This is a genomic window from Cognatitamlana onchidii, assembly GCF_004804355.1.
In the GTDB taxonomy this organism is placed as follows: domain Bacteria; phylum Bacteroidota; class Bacteroidia; order Flavobacteriales; family Flavobacteriaceae; genus Cognatitamlana; species Cognatitamlana onchidii.
In genome coordinates this window covers 77,623-100,918 of sequence record NZ_SRWZ01000006.1, presented here as the reverse complement: position 1 = coordinate 100,918, position 23,296 = coordinate 77,623, and the positions used below count along the sequence as shown (strand labels likewise).

At 34.7% G+C, this 23,296-nt stretch carries 23 protein-coding genes; 16 read left to right on the top strand and 7 right to left on the bottom strand.

Features of this window, described 5'->3' with window-relative positions; all coding sequences use genetic code 11:
* The first annotated feature begins 1 nt into the window (after window position 1).
* From E5D58_RS11990 to E5D58_RS11975, 4 genes are all read left to right on the top strand, one after another.
* Window positions 2-1,021 carry an outer membrane beta-barrel protein gene (locus E5D58_RS11990; protein WP_136482113.1) on the top strand — a complete coding sequence of 340 codons (1,020 nt, stop codon included), beginning with the start codon at window positions 2-4 and terminating at the stop codon, window positions 1,019-1,021.
* Between the two features lie 94 nt (window positions 1,022-1,115).
* Entirely contained in the window at window positions 1,116-2,381 is a 1,266-nt protein-coding gene (locus E5D58_RS11985) for an ammonium transporter (RefSeq protein WP_136482112.1), read from the top strand.
* A 192-nt stretch (window positions 2,382-2,573) separates the two neighbouring features.
* Window positions 2,574-2,912: a P-II family nitrogen regulator gene (locus E5D58_RS11980; protein WP_136482111.1), complete on the top strand. Its 339-nt coding sequence runs from the start codon at window positions 2,574-2,576 to the stop codon at window positions 2,910-2,912.
* Window positions 2,913-2,933: 21 nt separating this feature from the next.
* On the top strand, window positions 2,934-4,163 hold the full coding sequence (locus E5D58_RS11975) for an ammonium transporter (RefSeq protein ID WP_136482110.1): 1,230 nt from the start codon (window positions 2,934-2,936) through the stop codon (window positions 4,161-4,163).
* Between the two features lie 232 nt (window positions 4,164-4,395).
* Here E5D58_RS11975 and E5D58_RS11970 read toward each other — a convergent pair whose 3' ends face one another.
* The gene (locus tag E5D58_RS11970) at window positions 4,396-6,987 is read right to left on the bottom strand and encodes a phosphoenolpyruvate carboxylase (RefSeq protein ID WP_136482109.1); all 2,592 of its coding nucleotides are present in this window, start codon (window positions 6,985-6,987) and stop codon (window positions 4,396-4,398) included.
* A gap of 323 nt (window positions 6,988-7,310) precedes the next feature.
* Between E5D58_RS11970 and E5D58_RS11965 the strand changes: the two genes are divergently transcribed.
* The 3 genes from E5D58_RS11965 to nadB all read left to right on the top strand — a co-directional run bounded on the left by E5D58_RS11965 (window position 7,311) and on the right by nadB (window position 11,817).
* Entirely contained in the window at window positions 7,311-9,119 is a 1,809-nt protein-coding gene (locus E5D58_RS11965) for a hypothetical protein (protein WP_136482108.1), read from the top strand.
* Between the two features lie 219 nt (window positions 9,120-9,338).
* Window positions 9,339-10,265 (top strand): quinolinate synthase NadA, encoded by a 927-nt coding sequence (nadA, locus tag E5D58_RS11960; protein WP_136482107.1) that lies wholly within the window; start codon window positions 9,339-9,341, stop codon window positions 10,263-10,265.
* Window position 10,266: 1 nt separating this feature from the next.
* Window positions 10,267-11,817, top strand: a complete 1,551-nt coding sequence (nadB, locus tag E5D58_RS11955) for an L-aspartate oxidase (RefSeq protein ID WP_168796682.1) — start codon at window positions 10,267-10,269, stop codon at window positions 11,815-11,817.
* A gap of 122 nt (window positions 11,818-11,939) precedes the next feature.
* Here the strand turns inward: nadB and E5D58_RS11950 are convergent, their stop codons facing one another.
* Window positions 11,940-12,272: a single-stranded DNA-binding protein gene (locus E5D58_RS11950; protein ID WP_136482106.1), complete on the bottom strand. Its 333-nt coding sequence runs from the start codon at window positions 12,270-12,272 to the stop codon at window positions 11,940-11,942.
* Window positions 12,273-12,492: 220 nt separating this feature from the next.
* Here E5D58_RS11950 and E5D58_RS11945 point away from each other — a divergent pair, with 220 nt between their 5' ends.
* The 4 genes from E5D58_RS11945 (at window position 12,493) to E5D58_RS11930 (ending at window position 15,810) form a co-directional block, all read left to right on the top strand.
* Complete coding sequence (locus tag E5D58_RS11945) at window positions 12,493-14,205, top strand: DUF262 domain-containing protein (RefSeq protein WP_136482105.1); 1,713 nt, start codon at window positions 12,493-12,495, stop codon at window positions 14,203-14,205.
* A gap of 202 nt (window positions 14,206-14,407) precedes the next feature.
* A complete protein-coding gene (locus E5D58_RS11940; RefSeq protein ID WP_136482104.1) occupies window positions 14,408-14,917 on the top strand; it encodes a DinB family protein in 510 nt (169 codons plus the stop codon).
* Between the two features lie 9 nt (window positions 14,918-14,926).
* Complete coding sequence (locus E5D58_RS11935) at window positions 14,927-15,457, top strand: GNAT family N-acetyltransferase (protein ID WP_136482103.1); 531 nt, start codon at window positions 14,927-14,929, stop codon at window positions 15,455-15,457.
* Window positions 15,458-15,459: 2 nt separating this feature from the next.
* Entirely contained in the window at window positions 15,460-15,810 is a 351-nt protein-coding gene (locus E5D58_RS11930; protein WP_136482102.1) for a hypothetical protein, read from the top strand.
* Window positions 15,811-15,919: 109 nt separating this feature from the next.
* On the opposite strand, the gene E5D58_RS11925 is transcribed toward E5D58_RS11930, so the two are convergent.
* A complete protein-coding gene (locus tag E5D58_RS11925) occupies window positions 15,920-16,387 on the bottom strand; it encodes a CBS domain-containing protein (RefSeq protein ID WP_136482101.1) in 468 nt (155 codons plus the stop codon).
* A 211-nt stretch (window positions 16,388-16,598) separates the two neighbouring features.
* Between E5D58_RS11925 and E5D58_RS11920 the strand changes: the two genes are divergently transcribed.
* Entirely contained in the window at window positions 16,599-17,312 is a 714-nt protein-coding gene (locus E5D58_RS11920) for a tetratricopeptide repeat protein (RefSeq protein WP_136482100.1), read from the top strand.
* A gap of 67 nt (window positions 17,313-17,379) precedes the next feature.
* Here the strand turns inward: E5D58_RS11920 and E5D58_RS11915 are convergent, their stop codons facing one another.
* Window positions 17,380-17,898, bottom strand: a complete 519-nt coding sequence (locus E5D58_RS11915) for a hypothetical protein (RefSeq protein WP_136482099.1) — start codon at window positions 17,896-17,898, stop codon at window positions 17,380-17,382.
* A 158-nt stretch (window positions 17,899-18,056) separates the two neighbouring features.
* On the opposite strand from E5D58_RS11915, the gene E5D58_RS11910 reads away from it, so the two are divergent.
* The 4 genes from E5D58_RS11910 (at window position 18,057) to E5D58_RS11895 (ending at window position 21,862) form a co-directional block, all read left to right on the top strand.
* Window positions 18,057-19,019, top strand: a complete 963-nt coding sequence (locus E5D58_RS11910; protein ID WP_136482098.1) for an NAD-dependent epimerase/dehydratase family protein — start codon at window positions 18,057-18,059, stop codon at window positions 19,017-19,019.
* Window positions 19,020-19,041: 22 nt separating this feature from the next.
* Window positions 19,042-19,632 (top strand): HupE/UreJ family protein, encoded by a 591-nt coding sequence (locus E5D58_RS11905; protein WP_136482097.1) that lies wholly within the window; start codon window positions 19,042-19,044, stop codon window positions 19,630-19,632.
* A gap of 206 nt (window positions 19,633-19,838) precedes the next feature.
* Window positions 19,839-20,270, top strand: a complete 432-nt coding sequence (locus E5D58_RS11900) for a deoxycytidylate deaminase (RefSeq protein WP_136482096.1) — start codon at window positions 19,839-19,841, stop codon at window positions 20,268-20,270.
* Window positions 20,270-21,862, top strand: a complete 1,593-nt coding sequence (locus E5D58_RS11895) for a S41 family peptidase (protein ID WP_136482095.1) — start codon at window positions 20,270-20,272, stop codon at window positions 21,860-21,862. The genes E5D58_RS11900 and E5D58_RS11895 overlap by 1 nt, the downstream gene beginning before the upstream one ends.
* Here the strand turns inward: E5D58_RS11895 and E5D58_RS11890 are convergent.
* From E5D58_RS11890 to E5D58_RS11880, 3 genes are read right to left on the bottom strand one after another with little or no spacing between them, the layout of a single operon-like run.
* Window positions 21,859-22,464 (bottom strand): FAD-dependent oxidoreductase, encoded by a 606-nt coding sequence (locus E5D58_RS11890; protein WP_136482094.1) that lies wholly within the window; start codon window positions 22,462-22,464, stop codon window positions 21,859-21,861. The genes E5D58_RS11895 and E5D58_RS11890 overlap by 4 nt on opposite strands.
* Window positions 22,464-22,667 carry a hypothetical protein gene (locus E5D58_RS11885; protein ID WP_136482093.1) on the bottom strand — a complete coding sequence of 68 codons (204 nt, stop codon included), beginning with the start codon at window positions 22,665-22,667 and terminating at the stop codon, window positions 22,464-22,466. Before E5D58_RS11885 ends, E5D58_RS11890 begins: the two co-directional genes overlap by 1 nt.
* Before the next feature lie 21 nt (window positions 22,668-22,688).
* Window positions 22,689-23,276, bottom strand: a complete 588-nt coding sequence (locus E5D58_RS11880; RefSeq protein ID WP_136482092.1) for a MarC family protein — start codon at window positions 23,274-23,276, stop codon at window positions 22,689-22,691.
* Between the last annotated feature and the right edge of the window lie 20 nt (window positions 23,277-23,296).

The window sequence follows — 23,296 nt, the reverse complement described above, 5'->3', positions numbered from 1 at the left end:
TATGAAAAAATTATTTACTCTTTCAATGCTTTTTGTAGCAACAGCGTTATTTGCTCAAGAAGAAGCGACAGAAAGCAAACTTTCAATTACAGGTTCTGTGGATGCTTATTATCAAACATACTTAACAGCTCCCGATAATGAGGGCGCAACTTTTGGAACTGCTTTTGCAGGTCAATCTGGTTTCGCTTTAGGTATGGCCAACTTAGTGGTAGGCTATGAAGGAGAAAAAGCTGGTGCGGTGATTGATCTTGTTACTGGACCAAGAGGAGCAGGTGCTACTTTTAATACTGATATAGTTGACGGTATTGTAAATCAAGCTTATGTTTACTGGAATGTTTCTGATAAAACAACCTTAACCTTTGGTAGATGGAATACGTTTTTAGGATATGAAGTTATTGCTCCAGCAGGAAACTTTAACTACAGTTGTTCTTATTTATTCTCAAGTGGTCCATTTTCTCATATGGGTTTAAAAGCTGATTTTGCTTTATCTGATGATTTAAGCTTAATGTTAGCTGTTACTAATCCTTGGGATACGAACGATATCTCTATGACAGGAGAGTATGCTCTTGGAGCTCAATTGGGTTACAAAGGACAATTCTTAAACTTATACTATGACAGTGGTAATGCTGGTGGTTTAGGTTTTGAAGTTGACTACACTGGTGGTTTTGATTTAACAGATGCATTTTATTTAGGAATCAACGCTGCATATAATGATAATGACGGATCTGGTTTCTATGGTGCTGCATTATATCCACAGTTAGCTGCTTCTGACAGCTTCTCAATTGGTTTAAGAGGTGAGTATTTCGCATTACATGGTGATGGTGATGATTTACCATCTGTGTTTGCAACTACTTTAACAGGAAGTTTTACTGTTGATAACTTAATTATCAAGCCAGAACTTAGGTTAGATGCCTTATCTAACCAAGATGACGGAATGTTCTACGGTAAGTTTATTGATAATGACGGAGCTCCAACGGATAGTTTGGCTGCGTTTACTTTAGCTGCTATCTACGCATTCTAAGAAACAGTTTAAAAAACACATATATAGAGAATCAAGGCAAGTTCTCTTAGAACTTGCCTTTTCTTTAATTAACTAACCCTAAAAATTATTTATTATGTCATTATTTAATATGCCCCTTATAATGCAAGACACCGCCGCAGTTGAAGGCGATATGGGAATGTTATGGATGCTTATTTCTGGTATCTTGGTATTCTTAATGCAAGCAGGATTCACTTTAGTTGAATCTGGTATGACCCGCTCAAAGAACGTTGTAAATATTGCTATGAAAAATGTATTGGACATTGCAGTAGGATCGCTAGTATTTTGGTTTATTGGGTATTCGCTTATGTATGGAGACACCAACGGATGGATAGGTTGGGGTGGACTTATGTATAACCAAGGTCCAGCGGATTTATTTTTCCAAACAGTATTCTGTGCTACTGCTGCTACTATTGTATCTGGAGCTATTGCTGGTAGAACAAAATATTCAACTTACCTTATTTTCTCTTTAGTATTAACCGCTTTTATCTACCCTATTGCTGGTGGATGGCAATGGAACGGTGATGGTTGGTTAGCTCAAATGGGCTTTATCGATTTTGCTGGTTCTTCTATTGTACACGCTGTTGGTGGATGGGCTGCTTTAGTTGCTGCTTATTTGGTAGGACCAAGATTAGGGAAATACATGGATGGAAAAGCCGTTAATATTCCTGGTCATAACAAATTATTAGCAGCCTTAGGTGTATTTATCTTATGGTTTGGATGGTTTGGATTTAATGGTGGATCTCAATTAGCTTGGGGTGGTGATGACGCTGTAGGTGCTTCTATGGTAGTTTTAGTTACTAACTTGGCTGCTTCTGCCGGTGCACTTGGAGCTCTTTTCTTATCATGGTTTAAATACAAAAAGCCAAATTTAGATATGACGTTAAATGGAGCCTTAGCTGGTTTAGTGAGTATTACAGCTGGTTGTGGAAACATGACTGAAGGTGGTGCTATTATAGCAGGTTTTGTTGGTGGTATTATTGTAGTATTCTCAATGGAGCTTGTAGAGCAAAAACTTAAAGTTGATGATGCCGTAGGTGCGTTTTCAGTACATGGTATTGCTGGTGCTTGGGGTACTTTAGTTATTGGACTTTGGGGTGTTGACGGAGATACTGGAATTGGATTATTTAATGGTGGAGGTTCTTCACAGTTTGTAACTCAGTTAATAGGTACTTTGGCATATGCTGCTTGGGCTGTAATTACTTCTTTTGTTTTCCTAACGGTGTTGAAAAAGACTTTAGGACTAAGAGTATCGGAAAAAGTAGAGATTGAAGGTCTTGATTTATCTGAGCACGGTGCTTTAGCGTACCCAGGTAAAAGACAAAGAGAAATTGAAGATTAATCTTATTGAACTAACAAAGAGATTTGACGATTAGTTTGATAAATTTAAGTGTTAATAAAAAGGATGCCCGATTTAAAGGGCATCCTTTAATTATGTAGTTAGGGGTATGTTTTTGGCATGTTATTTAAGTGCCTTAATGTAGTTTAAATATTTTTTTACTTTTACGGACTAACTAAAACAACTATTAGACATATGAAAAAAATTGAAGCAATTATTAGAAAATCCAAATATCGTGTGGTTAAAGAAGCGCTGCATGAGGTTGGTGTAAATTTTTTCTCTTACTGGGATGTTACTGGTCTTGGTAATGAGAAGGAAGGGCATGTTTACAGAGGAGTATCATATAGTACAAGTGATATCCAGCGCAGACACTTGTCCATCGTTGTAAATGATGATTTTGAAGAGGCAACTATTCAAGCCATCCTTAATTCTGCTGCTACAGGCGAAGTAGGGGATGGAAAGATATTTGTTTCAGATGTTTCTGAATGTTACAGAATAAGAACGGGAGAAAAAGGTGGAGACACTTTAAAATAATTATTTACTAAAAACGATATAATGGAAGGTTTATTTACAGCGAATAATGTATGGATGATGATCTGTACAGCACTAGTTTTCTTTATGCATACGGGATTTGCATTTTTAGAGATTGGGTTAACTAGGCAAAAAAACACAATCAATATTTTATTTAAAAACATATTTATTATTACAGTAGGGTTGTTACTTTACTACATTGCAGGATTCAATTTAATGTACCCTGGTTTTTCTGAAGGATCTGCTGGTATATTCGAATTTGCAGGTTTTGGTATTGCGCCTCCAGAAAATGGTATGACTCCAGAATATGCCGATGGCGGGTATACTTGGTGGACAGATTTCTTATTTCAAGGTATGTTTGCTGCAACGGCCGCTACAATTGTTTCGGGAGCCGTTGCCGAACGTATGAAAATTGGACCATTCATGATTTTTACAGTTATATATGTAGGTTTAGTTTATCCTATTGCTGGTTCATGGAAATGGGGAGGTGGATTCCTTGATCAAATGGGATTCTATGATTTTGCAGGTTCTACACTAGTACATTCAGTTGGGGGATGGGCTGCTTTAGTGGCTGTTTATTTGCTCGGTTCACGTATTGGTAAATTTAAAGATGGTAAACCTCAGGCCATTCCAGGTCATAGTATACCTTTAGCTACGGCTGGTGTATTAATACTTTGGTTAGGATGGTTTGGGTTTAATGGTGGTTCTGTATTGTCTGCTGACCCTGAATTAACTTCTTTAGTATTGGTTACAACATGTTTAGCTGCTGCTGCCGGTGGTGTGGTTGCTGCTTTGGTATCATTCTTAAAATTTAAGAATTTAGATTTAACAATGTTTTTAAATGGTATTTTAGGTGGTTTAGTTGGTATTACGGCTGGAGCCGATGTAATGACACCAGAAAGTGCTATTCTTATTGGAGCTATTGCAGGTTTACTTATAGTTTTTGCAGTAAGTTTTGTGGATTCTATTAAGTTAGATGATCCTGTTGGAGCCATAGCGGTACACTTAATTTGTGGTATCTGGGGTACTTTGGCTGTTGGGATATTTTCAACCAACCCAGAGCATACTTTTATGACACAACTAATTGGAGTGCTTTGTTATGCGGCATTTTGTTTAGTAACATCATTCTTAATTATTTTCACACTGAAGAAAGTAGTGGGCATTAGAGTGTCTGAAAGAGAAGAGTTAGAAGGATTGGATGCCCATGAACATGGTATGGATGCTTATCCAGATTTCCGATTAAATGAACACTAATATAATACTTTATTTAAGTAGAGATTAGATTTAATTTTATTTAGTTAAAAAATGCCTTGCTTACTATTAGCAAGGCATTTTTTGTGCGTTATAATAAACAACTAGATTAGAAATGTGTTATAGGTTTTCGGCAAATAATAAGTGGTGAGAGTTAATAATTAAACTGTGCATAAATAAAAAACCTCGCTTATGCGAGGTTTTTTATTTATTGTATTATTTAGAGACTTGATTATTAAGCCGAGTTTCTACTAGCATTAATATTACCAAATAAAGATCTAGTTACTATTTTTTCAAAAATTAGTTTCTCAGGATTGTCTGCAGCGACCCCTGCTTTTTCAAGCTCCTGAACTTTTTTAAGGGCGTATTGCTGAATAGTTAACAATGGTAATACAATAGATTCTCTTACTTGAATAGAGGCTTTACCGGCAGGCTCATTTTCCATGAGCTCATCATAACCAGTAAGTTTTAACAGTAGTCTTTTTGTAATCTGGTATTCTTCAAAAATAATTTTCCAGAATTCACCAAATTCTTCATCTTTGGCCATGTATTTGGTAAGATCAAAGAATGATTTGGTTAAAGACATCATACTATTCTCTAATAATGTTTTAAAGAATTTAGAGTTGTTATATAGATTTATAACTTTATCCCATTCCCCTCTATCCTCATACATTTTAAGAGCTGTACCTACGCCATAAAAACCTGGAACATTTTGCTTTAACTGACTCCAAGAGCCTACAAATGGAATGGCTCTCAAGTCTGAAAACACCAACTTATCAGATTTTCCTCGTTTTGATGGTCTACTTCCAATATTTGTTTTTGCGTAGTATTTCAAGGTACTCATGCGCTCCAAATAAGGAATAAACATGGCATGACTCTTAAAGTCTTTATATGTTTGGTAGCTCGTTTCTGCTAATTCGTTCATTACGCTTCTATCTTCATTAGATAAGCGATTCTTTTCACCGTCAATTCTATTCTTAATACCAGAACTAATTAACTGTTCCAAGTTGTATTGCGACGAATCGTTGGTTCCAAAATTAGAACTTACTGTTTGTCCTTGAATAGTTATTTGCACTTCTTTGTCTTCAATTGTTGGACCAAGTGAAGAATAGAAGTTGTGAGTTTTACCACCGCCACGCGCTGGTGGTCCACCTCTACCATCAAAAAATATGGCCGTGATGTCATATTTTCTAGACATTTCGGTTAATAATTCTTTGGCTTTATATATCCCCCAGTTGGCCATTAAATAACCACCATCTTTGGTTCCGTCAGAGAATCCTAACATGATATGTTGTCTGCTTCCTCGAGCTCTTAGGTGTGCCATATATTCTGGGTTCTGGTATAATTGTTCCATAACTCCAGGTGCGTTTTCTAAATCGGGAATCGTCTCAAATAATGGCGCAACATCTACCGTTAATGCATCTTTAAAGGCTACTATCTTCAGCATCGAAAATAATTGCATAACGTTAAGCGCTGTTTGGTTGTTGCTTATAATATAACGATTTGCTCCACGCTCGCCATTGCTTTTTTGAATGTCTTTTATAACAGAGATGGTTTTTAGAGTGTTTCTAACCATTTCATCTTCAAAAACTTCTAAATCTTCAATCGAATCGTCGGCTTTCGATAGGATTTCAATTTGCTCAGATTCAGATAAATCATGATAGTTTTTAGGAAATGAACTGCTACCTTTTTCAATTAAATGATCTATAACGGTAGTGAAAACATTATGGTGAATCCTACTATCTTGTCGTATATCTAGCGTTGCAAACCTGTAATCAAAAAGGTGAACTCTGTTTATAAGTTCATTAATTTCATTCACGTAAAGCGATTGGTGCTGCTCAACAATAATATCTCTTATACTTAAAAGTTCTGTTCTTAATTCTTTGGCGCTAATCGCTTTTTTGGTTTTAAGATTTATACTGTACTCATACATTATGGTTTCCAAACGAATGATGCGTTCTTCTACACCTCTAAACGTTAGTTTTTTTCTTAAAACTTTTAGATCTTGATAGTATTTTTTAAGAATTGCTTTTTTAAGCTTTTTAGCCACTTTTAAAGTGGTTTCTGGTTTTACAAATGGGTTTCCGTCGCGGTCACCACCTGGCCAAAATCCAATGTTGATGATGTCGTTATGTTTTTTACCATCATCATAAATATTGGTTTGAATATAGTTGTATATCTCTCCAAAGGTTTCGTAGAACACATTTTCTAAATACCAGATTAAACTTTTAGCCTCTTGGTATGGTGTTGGTTTCTTGTGTTTAAAGAACGGTGTTTTACCTAATTGACCAAACAAGTTATTAATATCTGTAAGGTCATTTCTTTTAATAGCATCTGTTAGATTTGTAATAATTCCTAGAACAGATCCTGGATAAAACTGCGTGGGGTGTGCTGTTAAAACAATACGCACTTTAAATTCCTCTAAAAAGTCCTTAAGTTCTTCTAGTTTGCCCTCAGATCTTGCAGAACCTTTAAGGTTTCTTAAGGTACCAACACCTTCCATATTATTTACCGTAGAAAATGAAGCGTCTTCTATAGCGTCAAATAGTACAACTTGTCTTTCTATATATTGAATAAATCTAAAGAGTAAATTTATTTGACTTTCTTTATTTCTTCGTGCTTGGTACTTCGTGAAAAAAGTATCAACAATGGTTGTAGGGTCATCACCCTGCTCAAAACCTTTTTTACAGGTTTCATGAAATAATGGGAGAAGCACCCCAGTTTTTGTTACCGCATCAAAAGGTAATGTCATAAATATACTGTTGTATATCTGGTATTTTGACAAAACGCTTTGGTTAAATCTGGTTAATTTTGGCTCTACTGACATAGTATCTATCTGTTGAAAATTGAGCATAAAAGTACTAAACAGGTGGTTATTATCACAGCTTTTCAAAAGTTTTATAGATATTCAATCGATAATTAATTTAATTTGATGATTATTAAAAAATAAGCTCTAATCCTTTCGTTTTTCATTTAAACGCATCTAAAAGCTTATACGCTCTAATTTGTTGTGGCATGACATATGTCATAATTTAACCCAAACACCGTGTTTAGCTTTGCAGATTAATTAAATAATAAACGACATACTAGCGTTTAACTAGTGGCATCATGAATGAATCCTGATTTTACTAGTTCAATTAAAATTAGTTTATGAAGAAAGCACATTCTTTTCATATTCCTGTTATGGGAATAGGTTTTACAATAGATACACCACTAAAAGTGGCACAATATGGAATGGATTCGGTAATCTCGTTGGTAGACGACATTTTGCTTGAGAAATTAAGGAAAATGTACAGCGAGAAATTTGAAATTCCTTATCAGGAAATAACAGATAAAATTGAAGATTTTAGAGCAAAGCGTATAACGTCTTACCTGAATTTAATTAGTGATTTGGCAGAAGAGAAGTTTGAATCTCTAAAAAACATGACTTCAAAAAAAGGCGATGAGCTTTTAGCATACATTCATATGTTGCCTGACAATTCGAAGTTGAAGTCTGAATTTAAAAATATGACCGCCAAAGGTTTTAATTTTTCTGAAATTAAAGAGTGGGCTTCAAAAAATTTGGTGATGGGAGCTATCGATGTTAATATCATGACTAAAGTAGATAAAGATAATTATACGAAGTCTGAAAAATTAGCTACCGAATATAATGATGCTCACGCCGCTTTACGTGGTTTTGCACAAAGTAAATTGAATTCTTCAGTGGTTTTATCGGCGGGGATGAATCCAAGGCTATATAGCTACATGGGGCAGTTTGATGATTTTTATCCAGATAAAAACGGTCATTTTAACAAACGTATTATTTTAAAAGTGAGTGATTATAGATCGGCACTTATTCAAGGGCGTTTTTTAGCAAAGAAAGGCTTATGGGTTTCGGAATACAGAATTGAGTCTGGATTAAATTGTGGTGGCCATGCCTTTGCAACAGATGGGTATTTACTCGGGCCTGTTTTGGCAGAGTTTAAAGAAAAGCGAGCGGAACTCCTAGAAGCTATTCAAGGAGTTTTACAAAAAGAACTTACTAATCAAAACAGAATCATTCCTAATGTGCCCTTGTCTTTTGAAATAACCGCACAGGGAGGAGTGGGAACAGAGGAGGAACATGAGTTTCTATTAGAGCACTACGATTTAGATTCTGTAGGTTGGGGAAGTCCTTTTTTACTGGTGCCAGAAGCCACAACGGTAGATGATGAAACATTAATGAAGTTGGCTAAAGCAGAAGAAAAGGATTTATATTTAAGTGATATTTCTCCACTAGGAATCCCGTTCAACAATTTAAAGAACAATACAAAAGACATTGAGAAACAGACGTTAATTGATAAGAATAGACCTGGTAGTTCGTGTCCCAAAAAGTTTGTTGCCTTGAACAAAGAATTTAAAGAGGCTGGAATTTGTACAGCATCCAGGGAGTATCAATATTTAAAAATTAAGGATCTAAAAGAGCAGAATCTAGACCCAATATCATATCAAAAAGCTTATGATAAAATTATTGAAAAGTCATGTACTTGCGTTGGTTTGGGCACATCGGCTTTATTAAAGTACAAATTAGATACAAAGGTGGAAGGAAATGGAGTGTCTATTTGCCCTGGACCTAATATGGCTTACTATTCTAAAGTTATGAGTCTTCAAAATATTACAGATCATATTTACGGAAGGTCTAACATGGTATCTCGCACAGACCGACCTAACTTGTTTATTAAAGAGCTTCACATTTATATAGATTATTTAAAAAATAAATTGGATGAAGCACGCATGTCTATGAATAAAAAAGAAGAGAAGTATTTAAAAACATTTACCAGTAATATGAAAGTAGGTGTGGCATATTACCATGGTCTTTTTGATAACGTTAAGCATCGATTTGAGGATATTAAATCTTCAGTTTTAAAAGAACTAAAGGAGACGGAGGCTGTTTTAAATCAAATTCAAATGGAGCTTCAAAGCCTAACGGTAACGGCTTAATGGGCTAAAACCCGGAAAAATACTTTCTTGTTTTATTAAATAATAAAGACATTGTTTAACAAAAGTTTAATGATTTAATAAAAAAACTAACGGTTTTATATTCAAAGTGTTTTTTTAGGGAATTCACATTTTATTAAAGCTTTTAATTAAGATATTTGTAACTTTAAGAATAGTAAATACTGGCTATTTAATATTTTACAATTATTCTCACAGATTAAAATGGATTTAGTAGAAGAAATAAAACGCCTTAAAAAGGAGAAGAATGCTGTTATTTTGGCGCATTATTATCAAATAGGTGAAATTCAAGATATAGCTGATTATGTTGGTGATAGTTTAGGTTTGTCTCAAAAAGCGGCAGAGACAGATGCCGATATTATTGTTTTTGCTGGGGTGCACTTTATGGCAGAGACTGCAAAAATATTAAACCCTTCAAAAACAGTGGTATTACCAGATGTGAATGCTGGATGTTCTTTGGCAGATTCTTGTCCACCAGAAGCTTTTGAGAAGTTTACAAAAGCACATCCTAACCACGTTGTTATTACTTATGTAAACTGTTCTGCAGAGATAAAGGCGCTTAGCGATATTGTTTGTACCTCTTCAAATGCATTGAAAATTGTAGAGTCTATCCACAAAGAAACACCTATAATTTTTGCGCCAGATAAGAACTTAGGGCGTTATATAATTAATGAGACAGGTAGAGATATGTTGCTTTGGGACGGTAGTTGTGTGGTGCATGAGGCTTTCTCTATGGATAAACTTATAGAACTTCATAAAAAATATCCTGACTATAAAATTATTGCGCATCCAGAATCTGAAACGCATATTTTAGATACGGCCGCCTATATTGGTTCAACATCAGGGATGATAAATTATGTAAAGGAACATCAAGACCAAAAGTTTATTGTGGCCACAGAAGCTGGGATATTACATAAAATGCAACAGGAAATGCCAAATACAGAACTGGTTCCTGCGCCAGCTAAAGAAGATAATACCTGTGCTTGTAGTGAATGTCATTTTATGAAAATGAATACTATGCAAAAATTATACGACTGCCTTTTGAATGAGTCTCCTCAAATTGAGGTCGATCCTGCAATTATAGATCGTGCTTTATTGCCCATAGAACGTATGCTAGAGTTGTCAAAATAAAATGATGACAACAGATTATTTAGTTATCGGTTCGGGGGTAGCAGGGCTAACATTTGCTGTAAAAATCGCAGAAAAGTTTCCCGAACGTACGGTCGTTATTGTTACCAAGTCTTTTGAGGACGAATCCAATACTAAATATGCTCAAGGAGGTGTTGCTATCGTTTCTAATAAAGAAGATTCTTTTAAAAAGCATATTAAGGACACCTTAATTGCTGGCGATGGCCTATGTGATAAGGAGGTGGTGGAAATGGTTGTTAAAGAAGGTCCAGATAGACTGAAAGAACTTTTACTGTGGGGCGCTAATTTTGATGTAAATGACTCCGGAAAATTCGATTTAGGGAAAGAAGGTGGGCATTCTGAATATAGAATAATACACCATAAAGATATTACTGGATTCGAAATTGAGCGTGCGTTACTAACCAAAGTCCATCAGCTTGATAATGTCACCATTTTACCGCATCATTTTGCTATTGATTTGGTAACTAATCACCATATTGAAGAAAACGAAACGAACACATTACGTTGTTATGGCGCCTATGTGTTAGATCAAAATTCTGGTAGTATATTTACAATTAAGGCAAATAATACCTTATTAGCTTCTGGTGGTATAGGTTGCGTGTACGGTCATACTACCAACCCTGTAATTGCCACTGGTGATGGTATTGCCATGGCTTATAGAGCAAAGGCGAGGATAAAGGATATGGAATTTGTGCAATTTCACCCTACAGCATTGTATGAAGCCAAAGGCGAATCTTCTTTTTTAATTTCTGAGGCAGTAAGAGGTTTTGGTGCTTATTTAAGGAATAAGGAAGGCTATAGATTTATGCCTGATTATGATGAACGCGCTGAGTTGGCATCTAGAGATATCGTATCTCAAAGCATAGATAATGAATTAAAAAAGTCGGGAGAAGCTCATGTTTATTTAGATTGCACTCATTTAGATATGGATGCTTTTATAGATCACTTTCCAAATATATACCAAAAGTGTTTAGAACATCATATTGATATTAAGACAGACTGGATTCCTGTTGTGCCGGCATCCCACTATGTGTGTGGGGGTATTAAGGTTAATAAAAAGGGAAAAACCACTATAGATAATCTTTATGCTTGTGGCGAATGTTCAAGAACTGGATTACACGGCGCTAACAGGCTTGCTTCAAATTCTTTATTAGAGGCTTTAGTGTACGCTCATAATATTTATAAAAACTTGGCAAAAAAAGATAATAATCCTTTAGATGTTAATATTCCAGATTGGAATGATGAAGGCACAAGTATTCCTAAAGAGCACATATTGATTCAACATAACTTAAAACAGCTTCAGGCCTTAATGCGCGATTATGTTGGCATTGTAAGAAGTAATAAACGTTTAAAAAGAGCGATAAAACACTTAGATTTAATTTATGAGGAAGTTGAGGATTTGTATAAAGAATCGAAAATAACAACCTCCCTTTGTGAACTTCGCAATATGATTAATGTGGCGCATCTTATTATTAGACAATCGTTAGATCGTACTGAAAATAAAGGTGGTTATTACAATGTTGATAATCTATAAATCATAGTTTTTTACGTGTTCTTGTTTCCTTTTTTTAGGAGGTAGGCCTAACAAGTTTGATTAAAATAAAAAGGAAGTTTTTAATTAAAAAACTTCCTTTTTCTATCAAGATGTTACCAGATTTATTTCCCTAACATTAGGAGCTCGTTGCATACTATTTCAGTAATATATCTTTTATTACCATCTTTGTCATCATAACTTCTAGAGGTAAGTTTTCCCTCAATGGCAATCTCCTTGCCTTTAGTAACATATTTTTCAATAATTTGGGCTGTTTTCCCCCAAGCTACAATATTATGCCATTGGGTATCCGTAATGCGTTCACCACTATTGTTCGTATAACTTTCGTTGGTAGCAATATTAAATTTTGCTAAAGTTTTACCAGATTCTAGATTGATGATTTCAGGATCATTTCCTAAGTTACCAATCAATTGTACTTTGTTTCTTAGTGTACTCATAATTTTAATTTTTTCGTTAAACAATTGATACTATCGAGTCTGTCTGTTGGTAGGCAGGTTCTTATGTTTCGACACTGCAAATATGAGATGGAAAGCAAAAGATATTCGGTCGTTACTTATTTAAAATCGTTTGTAAATGTTTGTATTCGTTTGTAAACGGATAAATTTTTATTATCTTGGGGATTATTAACTAGTTGTAGGAAATTTAAGAAAAACGTAAATGAACATATCAAGTATAGATAAAACCATAAGAACAGTACTTAAATCAAGTTATTATAAAATACCTAGGTTTCAAAGGCCATACTCTTGGGACAGAGAACATATTGAAGATTTTTGGAATGATTCCATTCGAGAAAGTAGCGGAGACTACTTTATCGGTTCAATGGTTGTTTATGAAATTACAGAGGATACTTTTGGTGTAGTCGATGGCCAACAGAGATTAACTACAATAACAATGCTTTTAGGTGTTATTCGTGAAGCATTTAAAAATATTGGAGAAGATAGTTTAGCTAAAGGCACTCAAGGTATGATTGAGCGTAAAGATTTAGACGACCAACTGAACTATGTACTTCAAACAGAAAGCAGTTATCCTTTTTTTCATGAAAATGTTCAAAAATTTGATTTATCGGATGTGTCAGAAATTCCCGCTAAAAAAGAAGAAGAGTATATAAAGAAAGGATATGATTATCTAATGACATTAGTCAACAAGGAATTGGACTCTATCGATAAGAGCACTACTATATCCGATAAAGAAAAACAAGAACAAAAAGTCAAGACCTTAAAAGATATTCGTGATAAAATACTCAACTTAAAGGTCATATACATTGAACTTGGAAATGAAGATGATGCTTATATCATTTTTGAAACACTCAATACTCGCGGGAAAGATCTGAGAGTATCAGATTTAGTAAAAAATCATCTAACCAAAATGCTTCCAAAAAAGAATAAGTCCGTAGACCTGTCAAAAGATAAATGGACTGATGCTAGAACCATAATTGAGGGCTCGAATGCTGATTTAAATATGGACAGTTTCCTTCATCATTTTTGGCTTTCAAAGTATGAATTCACAACCCAGAAAAAATTATTTAAGTCATTAAAGCAAATTGTAAATAAAAGAAACGCAAAGACATTTCTAAATGATATCTTAAATGAAACTAGAATTTATAGAGAAACATTAGACACATCTTATAGGGAATGGAAAAATGAAGAGGAAGACGTAAAAAACTCACTTCAAGCACTAAGCATCTTTCGTGTTAAACAACAGATTCCTATGTTATTATCAGTAATGAGGGAATATGACAAGGGAAGTTTAAAACTTAAAAGAGTTAAAGATATTATTAATGCCATTGAATGCTTCCATTTCATATTTACCGCTGTAACATCTCAACGCTCATCAGGTGGAATTTCATTTATGTACGCATTTCACGCAAGACAATTAGACCAAGCTGACCAAAATAATAAGACTAAAGCTTTAGACGACTTAAAAAAGAAGTTAAGAGATAAATTACCATCTAAAGATGAATTTGTTGCAAATTTTCTAGAATTGAACTACAGTTCGGTATACACAAAGGAAAAAGCTCTAATTAAGTATATACTGACTAAATACGACAACTTCTATTCAAAACAAACACAGACAGGAACTGCAATTCACTATGAACTAATGACTATTGAGCATGTTTTCGCAGAAAAGGATAATTCAAAAACAATTGATATTTCAGATATAGGGAAAATTGGAAATTTACTTCTAATGGACGAAAGTCTCAATGGAAAATTGGGCAATAAACCATTTTCAGTAAAAAAACCTGTTTATTTGAATTCGAATGTATATTTGGATGACGAGGTTAAAAATGCGACTGATTGGACAAAAGAAAGTATTATCGAACGAACTGAATTAATAGCAGAAAAACTATTTGATAGTGTGTTTAAATTTTAAAAAAAACTGGCTACAACAATGGCTATAAGTAATTGCTAGTTATCGCCTACTTCTAAAAATCCTAGCGGATTTTCAGTTTGGTGTGTACTTGCAAAGTTAAGTGCTAAACCACGCAATTACTCACAGCAATCGTAAAAAATATTACTTGGAACTTATGGGTAATAAGTACCCAGAACATCAGGAAAACATAGAACATTAGGGAATGAGCAGTGCATTTATAATTAAAAAGTTAGAGGAAAATATTTTGGTTTTTGAAGGCTTACTCAAAAATAAAAGCCTCGAAGAAACGCTTTGGAGGACGAAACCAGAAAAGTGGTGCCTTTTAGAAATTGTGTGTCATTTACTAGATGAAGAACAGTACGATTTTAAAGCAAGATTAAAACATGCCCTTGAAACACCCCAAAAACCTTTAGTCCCAATAGACCCAGTTGGATGGGTTGCCAGACACGATTATATTTCAAAGAATTATAACGACACCTTAATCATGTTTTTAAACGAACGTAAAAAATCGATAGCTTGGTTGAAAAATTTGAAAAAGCCCTCATGGGGCCATGCCATTAAGCATCCAGAGTTAGGTGAGTTATCAGCGGAGTTATTCTTAAATAATTGGCTAGCTCATGATTATTTGCATATCAGACAAATTTTGAACTATCAGTATTTGTATTTAAAGCAGCAAACCAACACACCTTTAAGTTATGCTGGGAATTGGTAATTAAGGCATATGAAATTCGAAATAGAAACAGAAAGACTAATTTTAAGGGATATGCGAGAAGCAGATCTAGAAGGCATGTTTGAGTTAGATTCAGATCCAAGAGTCCATAAATATTTAGGGAATAGACCGTTTACAAATAAAGCCTCATCGCTTGCCGTGATACGAGGCGTGATAAACCAGTACCATGAAAGAGGAATAGGGCGTTGGGTTGCTATAGAAAAAGAATCAGGAGATTTTATTGGTTGGTCTGGGCTGCGGTTAAATATAGAATTTAATATGAATGGATTTACAAAATATTACGATCTTGGTTATAGGCTAATTCCCAGATATTGGGGTAAAGGATATGCTACAGAATCTGGAAAGGCCGCCCTTGCCTATGCTTTTAAAACAATGAAACTAAAACGACTTTACGCAACGACACATATAGATAACCAAGCGTCGCACCAAGCCTTATTAAAAATAGGGTTGAATTATATAAATACATTTTATTTTGAGAGAGAGCATATGGATCTTAGATGGTATAAAATTGAAAACAAGTAATTATGGAAAAGCAATGTTTGGAGTGTGGAGATAAAATTGTGGGAAGAATTGATAAAAAATTCTGTAACGATGGATGCAGGAACGCCTATAATAATAGGGTAAATAAAGATAGTAAAAACCTAATAAGAAATACCAATAATAGGTTAAGGAAGAACTATAGAATTTTAGAATCTCTAAACGTAAGTCAAAAAACTAAGACCTCAAGAGCAAAACTTATTGAGGCTGGTTTCGATTTTAATTATTTCACTAGTTTGTATACTACCAAAGCAGGTACTGTATATTATTTTGTTTATGATCAAGGGTATTTGGCCCTCGAAAATGATTACTTTGTTTTGGTGAAACGCGAAAGCTAATAACAAGAAGCAAGCCACATGTTTCTGACGCTGTTTGGAAAAAATCTAATAAAGAAAAGCTTTTGATTAATAACAATCAAAAGCTTTAATGTTTAAAAAAGGCTTTAGGTTATTTCCAGGTTTGCCCCTTCATAGTCATAGCTGCCTTTAAAATATCTTTTTGACTTATTTGTCCCACCAATTTTCCGTTTTCAAGAATTGGAAAACGCCGACGTTTTGAATCTAAAAACTTTTTGGCAGCATCAAAAATATTCATGTTTCCATCAATAGTTTCTACATTAGAAACCATATGCTTTTCAATGGTTTGATCTTGCATTGGCATATTGTAGTATCTACTTTCACTAATTTGCTTAATACAATCGCCTTCAGATATAATACCTACTAATTCATGCTTATCATTGACAACAGGTCCTCCAGAGATTCTGTGTTTAATTAATGCCTGCATAACGCTTTCAATACTCTGGTCGGGTTTAAACGTAATCAAGCTTCTTGTCATATAATCGCTTACCGTTAAGGATTGCGACTCCGAACTGCTTGATTGTTGCCTTCTGGCTCCTTGAAAACTCTTTATTCCCATATGTAATTTATTTTTTAGCTAAACTTAAATATAGCCAATCTTTTTTAATTTTCCTAGAAAAAAAATGAGAGCCAAATTGTAAGACATGGTATCGGTTTCCAAAAATCATACGTTATTAAATCATAAAACCCTTAAATAATTAGCAATCTTTTAAGAGAATAGAGACCATTTTTTTATAGTTTTAGGCCAGAATTTTAACAGATTAAACAGAATGAAGACATTAATTGGATTGGTTTTAGTGATGAGTAGTTTTATGTTGAATGCACAAGCTAACTCAGAATTGGTAACACATTACGAAGCTTACTATAAGCAAATGAAAAAACAAGGGGATGTACAGGGTATGATTAACGGGATGACACACCTAAACATCCTAAATCCATCTCAAGCAAGAACAGATACCCTAGCTTATGTTTATATGAGAGAAGGAAAGTATATGCAGGCACTAAATACCATTGGAGTTGAGTTTAACCCTTCTGATTCGGATATAGCCATAGAGGTAAAGGCAATTTCGTTACAGGCCGTAAAACAGCCAAAGCTGGCCATAGAGCAGTTTAATGAAATATTTAAACGAGCTGCGAGTCCAGCTGTTGCTTACGAGCTGGCTGAATTAAACTTGCAGTTGAAAAATTTAGAAGAAGCAGATAAACATATTGCCTATGGTTTAGCAAATTCTAAAGACGATATGAATCGGGCGTTTTACGAATCGCAACAACCATACGAAGTGTCGCTAAAGGCAGCATTTATGTATTTACAAGCCTTATCTACCTACAATAAGGATACTAAGGCAAATATTGATGCGTCGGTTGATATTTTAGATGCTGCGCTTAAAATGGCTCCAAATTTTAATCTCATTAGAATTTCAAAAAATGAATTATTAAGGCAGAAGCAGGTGCTGCAAGAACAGGCAGAGCCCTCTAAAGAATAAGAAGGTATTAACGAGTTGGTTTTAAAATCGCTGTTCAGATATTGAGCAGCGTTCTTGTTTCAATGCGCTATGGCTTTTCAATGACTTGAGTATCAAACTCAATTTTTTTGTTGATTTGAAGGCTTAAATTAGAAAAAGCAACTAGAAACTCTTTTATGGTAGACAGTAATTCCTCTTTACTTGTTGTTGATAAATTAGACAAGCTTTCAAGCTGATAAAGTTTGGTTTCAAATACTAATATTCTAGCTTCAATAGATGCGGTTTTTAATGCTTCTGGAATATTAGATTTTAGTTCTTTTAGTAGTTGTTTAATAGCTTTTTTATTATCGTTAAAAAAACTTAAATCGCCCGTTTTAACACTACTTATAACTTCCTGAATTTGGATGTATTCCGACCAATCCTGTATTAGCTTGTCGGCTTTCGAATCTATAATGTACTCTGTATAGTCTAGGGCTTCTATGTCATTTCTTGAAACCTCATGGTGTATGTTTTGTTCAATCTGGGAAGAAACATTGTTTTCTTGCTCTTTCTTACAGGCCGTTATTAAAAACAAAAAACTTAAAAAAAATAGGGGTTTTATTGCCATGACGTAGTATTTAAAGAAATATAGAACAAATATATGCTAAAGGTTTATACTTTCTAGAATTCGTAAGTCATGCAAATCCGTATTTTTTCACCTTAAAAATAAATTATTATCAATAAAATCTTATTATTTTTGAAAAATCCTCATAATTATGATTGTAAATGGACTCTAAAATATTAATTATTGGAGCTTGCGGGCAAATTGGTTCTGAGTTAACGTTTAGGCTGCGGCAGCTTTATGGTGATGATAAGGTGGTAGCTAGCGATATTAGTTACAGCAATCTTGATATCGTTAATTCTGGAATTTTTGAAATAGTGGATGCTATGGATTATTCTAGTGTAAAAACCTGTGTTGAAAAATTTAATATTGATACTGTGTATTTAATGGCAGCGATGTTAAGTGCTACTGGTGAAAAATACCCTATGAAGGCTTGGGATTTAAACATGAACTCTTTGTTTAATGTTTTAAATCTAGCAAAATCGAGATTTATTAAAAAGGTATTTTGGCCTTCCAGTATCGCTGTTTTTGGGCCGAGTACACCCACGCAATACACACCGCAATACACGACTATGGAACCAACTACCGTGTATGGGATTACCAAGCAGGTCGGGGAACGCTGGTGTGAATACTATCATAGCAAATATGATGTGGATGTTAGAAGTATACGATATCCTGGTATTATTAGCTGGAAAACGTTACCAGGAGGGGGAACCACAGATTACGCTGTAGAAATATACCATGAGGCTATTAAATATGGGGTTTATGAATGTTTTTTAAAGCCGGATTCAGAATTACCTATGATGTTTATGGATGATGCTATAAAAGCAACTATTGATATTATGAATGCTAAGGCAGAGGCTATTAAAATTAGGTCGTCGTACAATCTGGCAGCGATAAGTTTTTCTCCAGAAGAGATTGTCACATCCATTAGAAAGTATATTCCAGATTTTAAAGTAGCGTATAAACCAGATTATAGGCAAGACATCGCTAACAGTTGGCCAAAGAGTATAAATGATTCTTATGCCAGACAAGATTGGAAATGGAAGCATCGGTTCTCCCTCGATGCTATTACCGAGGAGATGATTTTTCAATTAAGTAAAAAATATAATAAATCGTATATTTGACGCTCCCTAAATCTTAATTATTATGCTCGACAGTTTTTGGTTTAATGTTGAATATGGTATTAATCATGTGCTTGATATTAATGCCTACGACCATGTTTTATTTCTTATTGTTCTAACCATTCCTTATTTGTTTAAAGACTGGAAACGGGTGCTTTTGTTAGTTACTATGTTTACACTTGGCCATACCTTATCTTTGGTTTTAGCGGCTTATGGTGTTGTTCATGTAAATGCTAGTTTGGTAGAGTTTTTAATTCCTATAACTATTATGGTTGTTGCACTGTTTAATGTATTTACTGCCGGAAAGGGTGCTCAAAAAGAAAAGGTAGGGGTATTGTTTTTGTCAACCCTATTTTTTGGTTTAATCCATGGATTAGGCTTTGCACGCGAGTTTCGTATGCTTTTGGGAGATTCCGATAATAAGTTAGTTATGTTATTAGAATTTGCATTGGGCATTGAGCTTGCGCAGGTTATTATCGTATTTATTGTGCTGTTTCTAGGGTTTGTGGCTCAAACCATATTCAGGTTTTCTAAACGAGATTGGATTATGGTAATATCGGCCATTGTTGTTGGTTTAGTGATTCCAATGATTTTGAACAGCGATTTTTTAGCATAAAATTTTCGTAAAACTTTAACGTCATTAACATTGTGTTTAAAACACGAAGCGATTATATTCGTTATATTGTTTCGCGTTAAGGATTGCAGTAGAAATCCTTTTGCTTTTTTTGGCAAAAGATTGTCGCGTAAAGCCTGCCCCGATAGTTAGAGTTTTTAATATAGTTTTTAATTTTCAAGGAGGGGAACGCCGTAATTATTTAAAACATGTTAGAAAATAAACAGCGTAAGTATGATAAGGCTTATTTAAGAATTGCTCAAGAATGGGGTAAGTTATCATATTGTAACCGTAGACAGGTAGGAGCGATTATTGTTAAGGATAGAATGATTATTTCTGATGGTTATAATGGAACACCTTCCGGGTTTGAGAATTTTTGCGAAGATGAAGAAGGTTATACCAAGTGGTATGTTTTACATGCCGAGGCAAATGCCATTTTAAAGGTAGCATCGTCTACACAATCTTGTAAGGGAGCCACCTTGTATATAACCATGTCGCCATGCAAAGAGTGTAGCAAACTAATACATCAAGCAGGGATTGTAAAAGTGGTTTATCATGAAGCGTATAAGGATAATTCTGGCTTGAAGTTTTTAGAAAAAGCTGGAATAGAACTCGAACAAATTGAAGATTTAAAAGCATAATGTCTTTTCAAAAAAAATATTTACCCTTGGTTTTTGGTGTTGCTATAGCCATAGGCATTCTTATTGGAGGGAAACTTAGTTTTACAGATTCTCCCGATAGACTGTTTTCAACAAATAGTAAGAAAGACAAACTAAACAGACTTATAGATTATATTGAATATGACTATGTTGATGAAATTAATACGGATAGTATTGTTGACGTTACAGTAAATGGTATTTTAGATAATCTGGATCCGCATTCGGTATATATTCCAAAAGAAGACATGGAGCGTGTTGCTGAGGAAATGAAAGGTGATTTTGTAGGTATAGGGGTTAGTTTTTACACCTATAAAGATACCATTGCGGTTATAAGAGCTATTGAAAATGGCCCTAGTGAAAAGGCTGGTATTAGAGGTGGCGATAGAATTATTATGGCAGATGGGGATTCTCTTTATGGAGATAATTTAAATGACGGCGAACTAGTTAAGAAATTAAAGGGGCCTATAAACTCAAAGGTTAAGTTAAAAGTTTACCGCCGGGGAGAGCCAGAGCTCCTTGATTTTTCAGTAAAGCGTGGTAAAATCCCAATAAAAAGTGTTGATGCTGCATACATGCTTACAGATAAACTCGGGTACATTAAAATTAATCGATTTGCGGAATCTACGTTTAAAGAATTTAAAAAAGGACTTGATAAATTAGAGGACTTGGGGGCTCAAGAGATTGTTATGGATTTAAGAAATAATCCAGGAGGTTTTCTAGGCATAGCCGAACAGATAGTCGATGAATTTTTAGAAGATGATAAGTTAATTTTATTTACAAAAAACAAACGTGGCGATGTTGAAGAGAGCTTCGCAACCAGAAGAGGCGATTTTGAGGACGCCAAGGTGTATGTTTTAATTGATGAGAACTCAGCCTCTGCTAGCGAAATTGTTGCTGGAGCTTTGCAAGATAACGATAAAGGAACTATTGTTGGTAGACGCTCGTATGGAAAAGGCTTGGTGCAGCGCGAAATGGATCTAGGTGATGGTAGTGCGGTGCGATTAACCGTATCCAGATATTATACACCTACAGGGCGTTCTATACAACGGCCATATAATAACGGGAATAATGATTACTATGATGAGGTTTTCGACAGATTGGAAAGTGGTGAACTGTTGGATCCAGAAAAAATAAAAGTTGATGATTCTTTAAAGTTTACAACGCCAGGAGGTAAGACTGTTTATGGTGGGGGAGGTATTATACCAGATGTTTTTGTGCCTCTAGACAGTAGTATGCAAAACGAAACCTTGTCTTTCTTGCAACGCAGAGGTTATTTTGGAAACTTTGTATTTGAAGAGTTGGAAAAAGACAGACATGCTTATGATGGTATTTCTAGAGAAGATTTTATCAGTGATTTTGAGATAGGGGAAGATTTAGTTTATGCCTTTCAAGATTATTTAAACTTGCGGTCCGACTCCAAAGTAACCTTTGTAGCTTATCATGATGAAGTTAAGCAATATATTAAAGCAACTTTAGCAGATCAGCTGTATGGTGCCGGGGCTTTTGAAGAAGTATATAATCAGCGTGATATTATGATTGATGAGGTTATTAAGTTGAGTGCTGAAATAGACTAGACGATTTTATCATGCACTTTCGTGTGCTTCCCATTATTCCATAGTGTTAGTATGTCGGTGGCTACTTGCGCACCACTGCCAGAAGCTATGGCGAACTGACTTCTCCAACCAGCCAATGTTCCTGCAACATAAAGGTTTTCTTTAATCAAGTGGTCGGTATTTTTTAGCCAAACCCTATCTTTTTCAATAGCAGCCCTAGGATGTGGCTCAATAAAGTCTTCAATGCCTTTAATATGTATTAAATTAGTATACCCAACGGTGATTACCACGATTTTAGAGTGATAGCTGTTTTTGTTGGTTCTAACAGAATAAAGGTTGTTTGTATGACGTATTTCAAGAACCTTTTCTTTTGCTATTTGTTCAACATGTGGATATAGCTCTTTGAGTTGCGCTTTGCCGCTTTCTAAAATTGAGGCGCCCGTTGTTCCAGGTGCTAATCCTAATACGTTATTGAATAAAGCGGTTTGTAGGTGCGATGTTTTTTGGTGCGCAATAATACCTATGGCTTTATCTTTAGCAAAGACCTTATTCTTGGCTGATCCTAAAACTAACGCACAAGACATGCCAGCGGCACCACCACCAATTATTAAGGCATCAAACATTATTTGTGCTCTTTTACTTTTTGCTCTATTCGTCTTGACACTAAAAGAATTAGCATTAAAATAATAGCACATAGCGAAGCTAAAATGGTAATTAGGGCAATAATACTCTCTCCTTCAAACGGATTGGTAAAATCAATTTTCGTCATATTAAAAGCGCCCAAGCCAACGGACAAAGCAATAATGGTGTAAATGAAATATTTCATTCAAATAAGTTTTTTGCAAATTTAAGCAATATCGAACAATGCTTTTATATTGTGAGCGAATAACTTAACGGCTATAGCTAATAAAATAACTCCAAACACCTTACGAATGATGTTTATGCCATTGGCGCCCAAAAAGCGCTCAATTCTTGCAGATGTTTTAAGAACAATATAAATAATAATAACGTTTAGTACTACAGCTACAATAATGTTTTCAGTATTAAACTCAGCTCGTAAGGATAATAAAGTTGTTAAACTACCAGGGCCTGCAATTAACGGAAAAGCTAAAGGGAAAACAGCTGTAGTTAGCGAGGCATTTTCGTCCTGTTTGTATAAAGTAATCCCAAGAATCATCTCTAGGGCGATAAAAAATAAAATGAAAGCACCTGCTACAGCAAAAGAGTTCACATCAATACCAATAAGTTTTAAAATGCTATTCCCTAAAAACAAAAATACGATTAAAATAACGCCTGCAATTATGGACGCTTTTTCACTTTGAATATGTCCTGCTTTTTTTCTTAAATCTATAACAATAGGGATATTGCCAACAATGTCTATTACGGCAAACAACACCATAAATGCTGTAAATATTTCTTTGAAATTTAGTTGCATGACTTTGATTTTTAAGGTTT